Raw genomic sequence first — 13,377 nt, 5'->3', positions numbered from 1 at the left:
TCTCCTATTAAAAAGCAGTTTAGTTTGAGATGAGTTCTTACATAATAAAATATGTAGTGTTGAAATGATGACCTCTAATAATGGTGACTTCAAAGGTTCCAGATAAAATGAAACTTAAAGAAGGGGAAAGAATAAAACAAGCAAATGATAGATGGTAAATATCTTGATGCCTTTCAAAAGGAGATTATATAAAGAGAAAGTGAACACATAAGATAGGGGCTAGAATAAAGTGGCGAATTCAACAGAAAGGCTATTATGGAGTATTGCACTTCCTGGTTTTGGACAATTCTTAAATGGAAAAATAATTAAGGGAATGGTTATTGTATTTTTAGAGTTCCTGATAAATGTACAAGCGAATTTTAACAAGGTAATTATTTCAAGTTTTCATGGAAATATTGAAAAGGCAATTGCAGAAACCGATTATTTATGGCTAATGTTTTACCCTTGTTTGTATTTTTTTGCTATGTGGGATGCTTTTAAAGATGCGGGCGGAGGGAGAAACAGTTATTCTTTTCTTCCGTTTATATTTGCAGCTTACTTTGTTACTGTGGGGTGTATATATTCCTCTACCTTTAAGCTTTTTGGAGTATTATTAGGGCCTATCTGGCTTCCAATATTGTGTGTAATACCTGGTGTCTGTGTGGGATTCTTTTTAATGAAGATAATAAGGAAAAAACACATTGAACAATTTTAAACAGGACAGCAATTATTGTTAAACCCTTTAATGAATTTAATGAATAATTACCATTTTTGATTACAAACTAAGAAAAGAAAATAAATTGTGGAGGGGCCTTTTAGATGAATTTAAACGATTTAGGCTTTCTTTGGTACTTACATTCAAGTTCAAATATGGTCAATATTTTTTTGGGAAATCTTATTGAGACTGCTGAAGATACTGATTTGAAAGATGTTTTAACTGAGATTAAAACACTTTCATCATTCCAAGAACAAGAGGCTTTGCATTTCTTAGCTGATAATGGATTAAATGTTACACCGTTTTTTAGTGAAAATGATTTACATAGCCCCTCAGAAAAGTTATTTTCTGATCAATTAATGATAGAAATTCTTAAGCATATAACAAGCAACGGACTGGGTGTACTTTCTTTTCAATATACAGACTTAACCGTCCCAAAGGTTAAGAATTTTTTTAAAGAAATACTCAATAAGTTAATTCAAATTGACATTTCTATTTTAAATTTGCTGGAGCACAAAGGTTTACTGCAAAACAGGTCATTTTCATACAAGAATGCGGAAGACAGAGAAAACAAATTATTTAAAGTGGCATCAACCCAGCAGAGGCCGCTTAATGCTGTTGAATTAGCAAGTATGTTTGGTTCATTTCAATGTAATAATGTTGGTTTAGCTTTATGTACTGCTTTTTCGGATGTAGCAAAGGATGAAGATACAAAGAGTTTTTTGCAGGATGGAATCAAATTGTCATATCATCAAGTTGAGGTTTTATCCGAAATATATAGAGAAAACGGAGTTCCGACAACCACCGGATTAGAGGCCCACGTTCATAAGGTGAATAAATCCCCATTTTCAGATAAACTAATGGCTAACTTAATCATGTTCCTAAATCCAATAGGTATCGGCAATCTGCAAACTGCTGTGGTTTCCAGTTATAAAAAAAGTCACGTGAAAATACTAAAGGAATTAATTGAACAGGTGGAAAGCTATTCAGAGCAAGGGTTTAAGTTATTGGTAAGGAAAGACTGGCTTAATGAGCCGCCGGTAACCGATAGGTCAATTGATAGTTAATATTTAGAGTCAAACAACCTAAAATATTCCCGAAAAAACATAAAAACGGGGAAGGAGAACAAAAAGCCGATTTGTTGATTATAGAAAAATCGGCTTCTCAAAATAACAAAAATTTTAAATTTGTTGTTGGGTATTAGGAGTTCGATTTTAATTTATTGAATGAATTCAGTTAACCTTCTATATGAAAGAATATCGCCATTTGTCATTTGATGAAAGGTTTGGCTGTTTACAATCTCTTCACTCATAGTCCGTAAGAGTGTTAGGGTGGCTCTGAATGGGACGGATCCACAGCTAAGCCTTTCGATTCCGATCTCAGATAACTCCGATAAAGAAGGCATCTCTGGGTCAACCAATAAATTGATAGGACAGGAAATTTCCTCTCTAATTTTTTTCATAATCTTCCTATCAGTTAAACCTGGAATGAAAATGCAATCTGCCCCTGCATCTTGATAGGCTTTTGCTCGCTTTAAAGCTTCTTGTAAGCGCGTTGAATAATCCCCAACATTTAACCAATATAAATCTGTTCGTGCATTGATAAATAACGGCATATTTCTGGATTCCGAAAGTTCTTTGATAGCTGCTATTTTTTCCTCTTGGAATGAAATATCAAATATAGGCCGGTTTGGATCACCTGTACCGTCCTCCAGATTTATCCCGATAGCTCCAGCAGCAACGACTGCTTTTACGGTCTCTAAAACCTCTTCAGCCGTCTGTCCATAACCTGCCTCAATGTCTGCGCTCACAGGAACATTTACTGATTTGGCGATATTTTCAATCGTTTCAACCATTTTGTTAAGAGGTATACTTTGCCCATCCAAATACCCCAAAGAAGCAGCAATGCCAGCACTAGTTGTTCCAATCGCTTTAAAGCCACATTCTTCAAACATTTTTGCACTGATTACATCCCATGCATTTGGCAGAACAAAGGTGGACGATTGCTGATGTAAGTGGTGAAAGGTTTCTGCCCTTAATGATTGTTCTTTGCTACTCATAATATTAAGCTCCTTTTCCTGATTTGGATTTTAGTTTCTTATTGCTTTATTTCTATTGTAAGAGTTAAATAATTCGATTATCATCGAAATATGGAATACATATTAAAGGGGAATTGAGATGAGTTCGAGTCCAGACGCTTCAACGATTGCTTCATTAATTAGCGACCCATCACGTGCAGCCATATTAACAGCACTCATGGATGGAAGAAGCCATCCAGCAGGAGATTTGGCTTACGCAGCAAACATAAAGCCACAAACTGCAAGCTTTCATTTAGCGAAAATGCTTGAAGCAAATGTGGTGTCTCTAGAAAAACAAGGAAGGCATCGATATTATCGAATAGAAAACTTTGAGATAGCTAAAGCCCTCGAAACGTTTCTAGCCCTTTCACCTCAACCAAAGGTTAATTCATTCAAACAAGTAACTGAAAATGAAAGCTTGCGGTTGGCACGTACTTGTTATGACCATCTAGCTGGAAATCTCGGAGTAAAACTTATGGATGCTCTTGTAGATAAGGGGTATATTTTTGAAAAAAGCAACGATATTTTGATTACGAAGGATGGAGAGATATTCTTCGAATCATTTGGGATCCGCTTAGATTTTGTTAGAAAAAAACGTCGTTCATTCGTTCATAAATGCTTAGACTGGAGTGAAAGGCGCCATCATATTGCTGGTGCATTAGGTCATGAACTGATTGAACGCTTTTTCGAGCTGCAATGGATTGAACGAATGGAAAAAACAAGAGCGATTAGAATAACTCCTGCAGGTAGAAAAGGACTTATTAAACTTTTATCGATAACATTATAATAAGTGTTAGTTTATTAGGTATGGATAAAACTGATCTTTTGCATTAAATTGCGGTAATGGAAAACTTAAAGGAAATGCGGGACTGTCCCCGTACTGGGGAGACAGTTCCACCAACTCGATTAGGATAATATAGAGAGCCGGGTTTGATTAAAAGTTCTTTCCCAATATTGGATGAAAGTGAAGGCGCTTAAATTAATGCTCCCAAGGGGGTAGGTTGATTATTACTTAAAATAACCAGTTGATAAAGGGAGGGCATACAGTCAGCAGGTGCAGGATCACCTGCTGTTCGGGAAGTTCACAATATTTGGATATAAAGACAAAAAGCCTAGTCATCAAGCGATGAAAGGCTTTTTGTATGTAATCATTTTTTCGTTAGAACAGATAGAACTTCGTCGGTGATCCTTTGCGCTTCCTGCTTCAATGCAGCAGGAAGGGCCGTTGCGATTGGGTGAAACACTTCAATGATGCAGTAGTCCTTGAATCCCTGAACCAGGGCCGCGGTCGTTCCCTGTACGATAAATTTATCGGTACAGATGGCTGCAGAAGGGATCCCGATTTTTTCTAAATAGATTCCATCAAGCACACTGCTTGAGCTGCATGACCCTCAGTCGCCGACACCGGCTACCACGGCATGGCAGGACTTCAATTGATCAAGCATTGCATCCGGAAATGGCAGGGAAGGATTCTTCTTATCGAACCAGACGAGTTCCGCATGATGGTTTTCCCGAAACTCTTCAGCCAATGCTGATAAGAATACATCCGAATTTCTCTTTCCGTTGTTAATAAAACCAACTTTTTTTCCTTTCACATCGGATAGCCTGGGAGCCAAAACACTTTCTGTTTCAACAGGACCTTCCGTTGGATCAAGTACAATAATCTTATCTGAAAGATTCATTTCTCTTCCTCCTTTCTCAGTTTTCTATCCGCTACGAGTCCAACTGACCCGTGTTAGCAGTTACTTCATGTGAATCCTGACAAACGAACCTGCTTTGTAACTGCGACGGATTGACTGACGCTTCCCCAGCCTGGAATAAATGACGAGAATCGTCCGGCTGGACCTCCTCCGGTTAACAGCAATAGGTCATCCGGGGAAGGAAAAGCTGTAACCCATTCGTCTTCTTCCTCAACTAACGGTTCCAATCTCAATCCATATGAATATAACTCCGATTTTTTCCTTCTGGCATGTTCGAAAAGGAAATCCTTTACTCTCGCTTTATCCCAACCATGTTCCAATAGGGTGAACAAATGTTCAGGGCAGAGTACAAGCGCACATTGCGTGCTTCTTTGCATATGAAAGGTTGCCAGATTGGTCATCGTGTCAGCAATCGACATAAGAATCCCTTCTGGCGTATGGGCTACATGGTTGTTAATTTGGTGCGGACCTTCGGATGCAAAAGCAGTCACTGTACTATCACTTCGATTAAAGCCTCTCTCAACATGAAGGGGTTCCCATTCAGGACATTCTGCTTCCCCAATGCAAAAGCTGATTTTTCCGGGATGCCCGATTGTCGTTTGGTCGAATTGAGAGGAGCCCCCAGCATTCTTCATTATCAGGCCAATCGCCCGTCCAATGGTCGCATTGGCGCGATGCGAGCCTCCCATCAGATTTTTCCCGGTATTAAGGCCAATTTGATGAATAATCGGACCGTTAACGATCAAAAGGATGGAAGCGCCACCTGTACTTGCTGTTGGACCATGGACGCCAAATTTTGGATCCAGCACAGCTTCCATCGCCGCCATGACGACAGGCATATAAGCAGGAATGCAGCCCGCCATTACTGCATTAATCGCAACCTTTTCAGCCGTAATGAACCGGTTTCTCTCCGGAATTGTTCCTACAATGTCAGATGGCTGTGCTTTTACATAATCAAGCATTGCCTGGACCCTCTCAGGAGTAGGGGGGATAACGGGTAAACCATCTGTCCATCCTTTTTCAAAAAAGTGATCTGCTGCTTCTTGAGCTTGGTTAAATTCTAGTGTTTTGGAAGAGAGTTGGGTCATTGTGTCACCTCCTTGGAAAATACTTTTTCTTCTTTATTATTATATAGTAAAAAAGTTGATTTGTATAAATATTTAGACTATTCTAAATTGAATTCATACTAAGATTGTTCTGAAATAAATTCAATGATAAAAAGCTAAGGTTCTGTAAATCCCTAAGTGGAAAATCCTGTAAGTACCTTTATTGGCCAGGGATTGAATATCCCTGCAAAAACGAGGCTTAGCTTATATGATGTTAAAGCTGGAGATACCATGTATCTTATTGCGGAAAAACATGGAGTAATTAAAGTTTCTCTCATACAAGTCAATCCACAGGTGAGGATCCCTAACTTGCTTTACATTGGGCAAACCTTGAATATACCCACACCTTTATAAGGGATTGAATACTATTAAAAGAGCTGCTCAAATATACGAGCAGCTTTTTGGCGTACTATTTTTCATTAAATGTACTGCTATTGCTCATTTTTTCTGGGTTTCTAGCGTACGCAATGCAGCATATGCCCTAATTAACCACTTAACGAGACTATTTACTTATTTTGGAATATGCTGTGTTGCTATGGAGGATTAAACCGTTAAGCTGGTCGAGCAAATTAATGAAGTCCTTATGTAAAAAGGATTAATCATTAAACTGCCGATATCCTTTAGCCAAATTAAAAGATGTATTCATTTCAAAATAGAGTATGAAGTCGGTGACACAGAATCGCATGTTGAATTCTGGATTCCCATATCACCTGGAAAAGATGAGGAAGCCGAGTCTGTTCTGGATACTTTATATGGAATCGTACGGTTCGATTATTAACCAGATACTGACTCTAGAGTTTACTAGATTTGCTTCTGATAGATGAAAGAGTTAAAAGACTGGCTGCCGCCTTAAGCGGTCTTTTTTAGACTGTTAAAGAAAAAATAGAATATGTTTAATAGTCAGGCATATACATTTTAATTAGATAACTGGTAACAGGGTATACACATCTTTTAATAGTTTATACGAACATATTAAGAACATAGACAAAAGAATGGGGTGTTTTAAAAGATGGAAAGAAAATGATAGATCCTATTTATTTGTTTGGATTAATGTAGAAAATGGCGATTCACCCTAAGCAGCTATACATTATCAACTCTGTATTCTCCGACAGTCCGGAGGAAATTGAACTGGCAAAAAAGATCGTCACGGAATACTAGAAAGCGTTAAAGGAAGGGGCAATCAAAATAAATGGGCAGATGGTCGATATCCCTGTCTATAAAAAGGCTAAAGAGCTGATCCATAAAAATAGATGCTAGAAAGTTCCTCATTAGAAAAGCAACACTTCTTGATAGACCTCTACTCTTTCAACTTTCCTCTATGAAAAGACCGCCAACTGAAAAAATTTATAAAAATAAAGAATAACTTGTCAACTTCGACATAAAGTCATACTAAAGAACCGTTTTATGGGCTTTTTTCCTCAAGGAGGTGGTCGAGTCAGTTAGTTTGCCATCGAATGAAAATGCTTACAAATTAATTAGGGGGGATTAGGATTGAGGTCAAAAAAATCGATAGTTTTAATGTTTACGATGATGTTAGTTTTACTATTAGCGGGCTGTTTAAATAATAGTACCCCAGCCTCTAACAGTGATTCATCATCAAGTTCGAGCGGTGGAAGCGGCGGCGAAACGTTTAATTGGAGAATGGCCAGTGTTTGGGCAGAAGGAAGCTTGCAGTATGAACAAGATGAAAGATTTGTCAATCTTGTTAATCAGTTAAGTAATGGAAGATTGAATATTAAATTGCACAGTGTTGGTGAATTAGCACCGGCGAACCAGGTTTTAGACCTTGTAAGCGGCGGCACAGTGGAAATGGGCGGAGACTGGCCGAACTACTGGTCAGGTAAAAACACAGCCTTTGAATTATTAGGATCTCAAGCAATGGGATTAACAAACTGGGATTATTTCTTGTGGATTAATCAAGGCGGCGGAATGGAAGCCTATAATGAAATTTATGGAAAATTCAATACGGTTTATTTCCCTCACTCGATTTCAGGAATGGAGTCTGGTATTAGATCAAATAAGCCAATTGAAAGCCTTGAAGATTTAAAAGGCATGAAAATTCGTATGGCTGGCTTAATTCAAAGTGAACTGATCCAGCAGTTAGGCGCAACTCCAGTAACATTAGCCACTCAAGAAATTTATGAAGCATTGCAGCGCGGTGTTATCGATGCAGCAGAATATAGCTCTCCATACAGTGATGAAGTGACAAAAATGTATGAAGTGACAAAATACTGGTTAACTCCTGGCTTCCACCAAACAAGCTCAGTTTATGGAGCAATGATTAATAAAGATGCGTGGGCAAAATTGCCAGAAGATTTACAAGCAGTGGTTGAAAAAGCCAGCAAAGCAGCTCAAACCGAAAATGCAAGCCAATACGCTTATAATGATGCAGAAGCAGCACAGAGAATGGTAAATGAGTATGGAATTAAAACAACGGAACTTTCTGACGAAGAAATGGCTAAACTTCACGATATGGTAAGTGCAATTGTAGAAAAGCTTGGCAGTGAAAACCCTGACTTTGAGAAAGTGTTAAATAGTCAATTAGAATACTTAAAAATGTACGCTCCTTATAGAGATCTTCAAGGAGATTGGAGCTTCGGAAACAATGCAAAGGTAGCTGAATAAGTTCAAGTAAATCTATCGAAAGCATCACAAATGAGCGGTCAGTCAGTACCCCTCTTTTCTAGAGGGGACAAACTGCCCGGGCCAGGGATGAGAATCTCATTTAAAAAAGGAGGGGAACATGTGAATGCTTTAAAAAAGATTTCCAAGTTTTTAGATAATACGAATGATTGGGTGGGGAAAGTCTCCAGCTGGTCCGTTATTATTATGATGCTGCTAGTCGTCTACGAAGTCGTCAGCAGAAGAATTTTTAACAGCCCGACTATTTGGACGTTCGAGGTCACGACGATGGTGTTTGGCTTTCACTTTATGATGGTAGCCGCTTATGGTGTGCTTCATAAGGTCATGGTATCTGTAGATATGCTATACGAAAAATTTTCTGCGAAGAAACAAGCGATTCTGGATCTTATTACGTATACGATTTTCTTTATGCCTTTTGTAATAGGTGTTCTTTATGGAAGTTCAAAATTTGCCTGGATTTCTTGGCTGCAAAAGGAAGTGAGCTGGACAGCATTTGCTCCGCCATTGTACCCTTTCAAAGCAATTATTCCCGTAGCATTTTTCTTCCTATTATTACAAGGAATTTCTGAAATGATCAAACGGATCGTTATTTTAGCTGAGGGGGAGAAGAGCCATGATTGAAGCCATTATCATTTTTGGTATGTTTATCGGTTTAATTATCGGTTTAGCGACTGGGCACCCCCTGGCTTTTGTTCTTGGCGGACTGGGGGTCATCGCAGGTGTTTTTGGCTGGGGACCGCAAGTATTCGATATCTTTTCAAATAGTATTTTTGGAACTATGTCCAATTATACCCTCGTTGCGATTCCGCTCTTTACCTTAATGGCGAATTTTCTATCATCTTCACGGGTTGCTGATGGTTTGTTCGAATACATGAGATATTTATTAGGCCCTCTACGCGGCGGAGTGGCTTTAACCGTTATTGTTGTTTCGACTATTTTTGCCGCTACAACTGGAATCGTCGGAGCTTCCATTGTTACTATGGGTGTTCTGGGAATGCCGGTTCTATTAAAGTATGGGTACGATAAACGATTAGCTTCAGGAGTTGTCGCTGCTGGGGGTACACTGGGAATCCTGATTCCTCCAAGTATCATGTTAATTGTTTTAGGTGCACAGGCTCAGGTATCAGTTGGAAAACTCTTTCTATCATCTATTGTTCCCGGCTTAATGCTCGCAGGTGCTTATTGTGTCTATGTACTGATTGCCTGCTGGAAAAACCCGGATTGGGGTCCGGCTGTTTCAAAAGAAGAAATGAAAGATATGCCAATGCGAAAGGTTATTATCGGGAGTCTTGTGAATCTAGTACCACCGATGATCTTAATTATCGCCGTACTTGGGACAATCTTTACAGGTGTGGCGACGCCAACAGAATCAGCTGGAGTAGGAGCGTTTTTATCACTGATGATGGCGATTGCTTATAAAAGGTTTACCTGGAAGATGCTGGCTGACGCTGTTTACGATACAGCCAAAATAACCGCGATGGCTCTTGTTATTATCGTTGGTGCTACAGCCTTTACCTCTATCTTCCTGGCTCTAGATGGAGATACTCTCATTCAAAACTTTGTTATGGATCTTGGCTTAAGCAAGTGGGGCGTATTCATTGCCATGATGCTGATTTCCTTTATTCTCGGAATGTTTATCGACTGGATTGGAATCGTGATGATCATTATGCCGATCTTCCTGCCGCTTCTTGAGCTTTATGATTTTGATCTGATCTGGGTGGTAACCGTCTTTGCTGTATTACTGCAGACTTCATTCTTAACACCGCCGTTTGGGTTTGCCTTGTTCTACCTGAAGGGAATTGTGCCGCCGGAAGTCAAAATGACCGATATTTACAAGGGTATTATTCCGTTTGTCATCATCATGCTGATTGTGACAACACTTATTACAGTATTCCCAGACATCGTAATGTGGCTGCCGAATATGTCAAAGTTATAAATTAGGAAAATATCAAACTAACAAACGTAGGGTTTTATATGATAGGACGCAGCACAGGTTTTTATAGAGTTAGCTAATAGGATAAAAAACTATGCCAGAGGAGGTCCAAAGTATGGGCAGGATGGACGGAAAGGTCGTGTTAGTGACAGGCGGTGCTCGCGGATTAGGGGCCAATGACTGTTATGAGTTTGCCAAAGAAGGGGCAGACACCATTATTATTGCAGATATTAGAAAAGAGAATATGGAGGAGACGGCGGCAGCACTCCGAACTGAGTTTGGCTGTACGATCGTTTGCCGGGAGCTGGATGTGACGAACGAGAAGCAATGGGAATTACTCGTGTCCGAAATTGACAAAATGTTCGGTAAATTGGATGTGCTGGTAAATAACGCAGGAATTGTAAAAAGAGTGACATTATTAGAATGCACGCTCGAAGATTGGAATAACGTGATAGAGGTCAATCAGACAGGTGTTTTTTTAGGGATGAAACACTGTGCCCTATTGATGAAAAAGTCCAGGAATGCCTCCATCATTAACATTTCTTCCATCGCCGGGCTGACCGGGTACTTTGCCTGGCCTTATACGGCATCCAAATGGGCTGTCCGCGGAATGACACAAGCGGCTGCAATGGAACTAAGTGATTGGGGGATCCGGGTCAATTCTATCCATCCTGGTTTTACATGGACTGATTTGACCTCCGATGTCAAGGACATGTTAGAAGGTTTCTCAAATGCTGTCGCCCTTGAAAGGTACGGCAAGCCGGAAGAAATAGCGAAAGCTGTACTATTCCTTGCATCAGATGAATCATCTTTTATCACCGGAACAGAACTTACAGTGGATGGAGGGCTTCAAGCTGGTGGCGGACTCCGTTATTTTACCAAACAAATGGGACTGTATCAGACTGATCATTAATAGCTTCATAGTGTCGATGGAAAGGGAGAGATTGTTTGGAACCGAAAAAGTTTTATAAAAAAACCATGCAGGAAAAGCATGATACCCTTCGCGCGCATGCTTCATTGACTGAGGATGAACTACAGGGATACGTAAACTTTGGCCATTTAGGGGAAAGGCGAACCAGTTCCTTTATTGAAAACAGTATCGGCGTGATGGAGGTTCCTCTAGGTGTTGCTTTAAACTTTATGGTCAATGGAAAGGAGACCATTGTACCCATGGCAGTTGAGGAGTCATCTGTTGTGGCTGCAGCAAGTCATGCGGCAAAGCTTGCAAAACCTTCGGGCGGCTTCTTTGCCTCGACAACAGGCTCCATTATGTTTTCACAAATTCAAATTGTCAATTGTGAGGATGTCTATGGAGCGAAGCTGAAAATCCTGGAACATAAAAAGGAGCTTATTGAAACAGCCCGCAAAAAAGATCCAATTCTGGCCAGTTTAGGCGGGGGTCCAAAGGATTTAGAGGTCCGCGTGATTGATCATCAGGATGGACCGATGCTTGTTGTTCATTTGCAAGTGGATACGAAGGATGCAATGGGAGCGAATACGGTTAATACGATGGCTGAGAGTATCGCGCCAACGCTTGAACAAATCACAAATGGAAAAGTTTATTTACGAATTATTTCTAATTTAGCAGACCAGCGCTTGGCAAGATCTAGATGCAAAATTCGAAAAAGTGATATAGGACAAGCAGCGGTAGATGGAATTATCAATGCCTACCGTTTTGCAAAGGCGGATCCCTACCGAGCGGCCACTCATAATAAAGGGATTATGAATGGAATCAGCGCTGTCGTTTTAGCTACCGGGAACGATACAAGGGCGGTTGAAGCAGGTGCCCATGCCTATGCAGCCATCTCTGGACATTATTCTCCTTTAACAACATGGGAGAAAGATCGAGAGGGAGATTTAATTGGCACCATTGAACTGCCCTTAGCGGTTGGGACAGTTGGCGGAACGATTTCTCTTCATCCGAAGGCGCAGACAAATCTAAAAATTATGAAGGTAAAAACATCAAAAGAACTGGCAGAAATTATGGCTTCTGTAGGATTGGCGCAAAATTTTGCAGCCTTAAGAGCACTCGCAACAGAGGGAATCCAGGCTGGCCACATGAAGCTTCACGCCCGCAATATCGCGATGATGGCCGGAGCCGACATCAGTCAAATTGATGAGGTAGTGAGCATAATGGTCAAGGAAGGAAATATACGGCTGGACAGAGCAAAAGAAATTCTGAATCAGCCGACTATATAAATTCATTACAATTCAGGAGGCGTTTTTTATGTCATCTGCAGTAAATCCGATTGACGTATCAGCGGTTGATCAAAATTCATTAAAAAATATGCTGTATCAAATGATGCTTATCCGGCGCTTTGAAGAAGAAGTCGAAAGATTTTTTATGCAGGGAAAAATTCCAGGCACCATGCATTTATGCATTGGACAGGAACCGACAGCGGTGGGGGCATGTTCTGCTTTAGAAGAAAAAGACATGATTGCCACGAACCACCGGGGACATGGACACTCCATCGCGAAAGGATCAGATGTCAAAAAAATGATGGCTGAACTGCTGGGAAAAGCGACTGGACACAGTAAAGGGAAAGGCGGATCCATGCATATCGCGGATCTGGATGTCGGGAATCTTGGAGCAACAGGAATTGTGGGCGGGGGTCTTCCTTTAGCCTGCGGTGCTGCCTTTACATCGAAGAAAAAAAATCTGGGCTATGTTGTTTTAGTCTTTTTTGGAGATGGTTCTACCAACGAGGGAAGCTTCCATGAATCTTTAAATCTTGCATCCATCTGGAATCTGCCGGTTATCTTTTTCTGTGAAAATAATCAGTATGGAATGTCAGGTTCAATCAAGGACATGGTTAATATCGAAAATATTGCAGAACGGTCAGCCTCATACGGGATTCCAGGGGAAGTCGTTGATGGAACAAACGTCCTCGATGTTCTGAATGTCACCAAAAAAGCAGTCGAGCGGGCCAGAAATGGTGAGGGACCTACGCTTATTGAAGCAAAAACCTACCGGTGGAAAGGCCATTCAAGAAGCGATGCCAGAAAATACCGCACCCGCGAGGAAGAACAGGATTGGATAAAGAATCGCGATGGCATTAAATTTTTCAAAAATCAGCTTTTAGAACAAGGCAGAATTACGGAAGAAGAGATTGCTGAACTAGAGAAGAATGTAGAAGAAGAGATAAAGAGTATCGTTGAGTTTGCTGAAAACAGCCCTGAACCATCAATCGATACACTAGAGGACGATGTCTATGCTTAAGGAG

The 13,377-nt window shown here is 40.3% G+C and carries 12 protein-coding genes; 9 read left to right on the top strand and 3 right to left on the bottom strand.

Annotated features, from left to right (window positions below):
- The first annotated feature begins 229 nt into the window (after window positions 1-229).
- Both DFO73_RS03105 and DFO73_RS03100 read left to right on the top strand, forming a co-directional pair.
- Window positions 230-694 (top strand): hypothetical protein, encoded by a 465-nt coding sequence (locus DFO73_RS03105; protein ID WP_110063299.1) that lies wholly within the window; start codon window positions 230-232, stop codon window positions 692-694.
- A gap of 104 nt (window positions 695-798) precedes the next feature.
- Entirely contained in the window at window positions 799-1,761 is a 963-nt protein-coding gene (locus DFO73_RS03100; protein WP_110063298.1) for a DUF3231 family protein, read from the top strand.
- A 152-nt stretch (window positions 1,762-1,913) separates the two neighbouring features.
- On the opposite strand, the gene DFO73_RS03095 is transcribed toward DFO73_RS03100, so the two are convergent.
- Complete coding sequence (locus tag DFO73_RS03095; RefSeq protein ID WP_110063297.1) at window positions 1,914-2,753, bottom strand: isocitrate lyase/PEP mutase family protein; 840 nt, start codon at window positions 2,751-2,753, stop codon at window positions 1,914-1,916.
- Window positions 2,754-2,871: 118 nt separating this feature from the next.
- Here DFO73_RS03095 and DFO73_RS03090 point away from each other — a divergent pair, with 118 nt between their 5' ends.
- Window positions 2,872-3,558, top strand: a complete 687-nt coding sequence (locus DFO73_RS03090; protein WP_110063296.1) for an ArsR/SmtB family transcription factor — start codon at window positions 2,872-2,874, stop codon at window positions 3,556-3,558.
- 361 nt (window positions 3,559-3,919) lie between these two features.
- Here DFO73_RS03090 and DFO73_RS29575 read toward each other — a convergent pair whose 3' ends face one another.
- Window positions 3,920-4,453: a UGSC family (seleno)protein gene (locus DFO73_RS29575; RefSeq protein ID WP_309042979.1), complete on the bottom strand. Its 534-nt coding sequence runs from the start codon at window positions 4,451-4,453 to the stop codon at window positions 3,920-3,922.
- Window positions 4,454-4,518: 65 nt separating this feature from the next.
- The gene (locus tag DFO73_RS03075; RefSeq protein WP_110063293.1) at window positions 4,519-5,559 is read right to left on the bottom strand and encodes a hypothetical protein; all 1,041 of its coding nucleotides are present in this window, start codon (window positions 5,557-5,559) and stop codon (window positions 4,519-4,521) included.
- 1,509 nt (window positions 5,560-7,068) lie between these two features.
- Here DFO73_RS03075 and DFO73_RS03065 point away from each other — a divergent pair.
- The 6 genes from DFO73_RS03065 to DFO73_RS03040 all read left to right on the top strand — a co-directional run bounded on the left by DFO73_RS03065 (window position 7,069) and on the right by DFO73_RS03040 (window position 13,373).
- Window positions 7,069-8,202 carry a TRAP transporter substrate-binding protein gene (locus DFO73_RS03065; RefSeq protein WP_110063291.1) on the top strand — a complete coding sequence of 378 codons (1,134 nt, stop codon included), beginning with the start codon at window positions 7,069-7,071 and terminating at the stop codon, window positions 8,200-8,202.
- A gap of 120 nt (window positions 8,203-8,322) precedes the next feature.
- Entirely contained in the window at window positions 8,323-8,841 is a 519-nt protein-coding gene (locus tag DFO73_RS03060; protein WP_181395901.1) for a TRAP transporter small permease subunit, read from the top strand.
- Window positions 8,834-10,156 (top strand): TRAP transporter large permease, encoded by a 1,323-nt coding sequence (locus DFO73_RS03055; protein ID WP_110063289.1) that lies wholly within the window; start codon window positions 8,834-8,836, stop codon window positions 10,154-10,156. The genes DFO73_RS03060 and DFO73_RS03055 overlap by 8 nt, the downstream gene beginning before the upstream one ends.
- A gap of 112 nt (window positions 10,157-10,268) precedes the next feature.
- Window positions 10,269-11,066, top strand: coding sequence for an SDR family NAD(P)-dependent oxidoreductase (locus DFO73_RS03050; RefSeq protein WP_110063288.1), 798 nt, complete (start codon window positions 10,269-10,271; stop codon window positions 11,064-11,066).
- Window positions 11,067-11,101: 35 nt separating this feature from the next.
- On the top strand, window positions 11,102-12,352 hold the full coding sequence (locus DFO73_RS03045) for a hydroxymethylglutaryl-CoA reductase, degradative (protein WP_258309183.1): 1,251 nt from the start codon (window positions 11,102-11,104) through the stop codon (window positions 12,350-12,352).
- 28 nt (window positions 12,353-12,380) lie between these two features.
- Window positions 12,381-13,373, top strand: a complete 993-nt coding sequence (locus DFO73_RS03040; RefSeq protein ID WP_110063287.1) for a thiamine pyrophosphate-dependent dehydrogenase E1 component subunit alpha — start codon at window positions 12,381-12,383, stop codon at window positions 13,371-13,373.
- Window positions 13,374-13,377: the final 4 nt, after the last annotated feature.

Origin of the sequence: Cytobacillus oceanisediminis, assembly GCF_003182355.1 — a bacterium.
Lineage (GTDB): Bacteria > Bacillota > Bacilli > Bacillales > Cytobacillaceae > Cytobacillus > Cytobacillus oceanisediminis_A.
The sequence above is the reverse complement of the archived record's forward strand: the minus strand, read 5'-3'. Positions and strand labels throughout refer to the sequence as shown.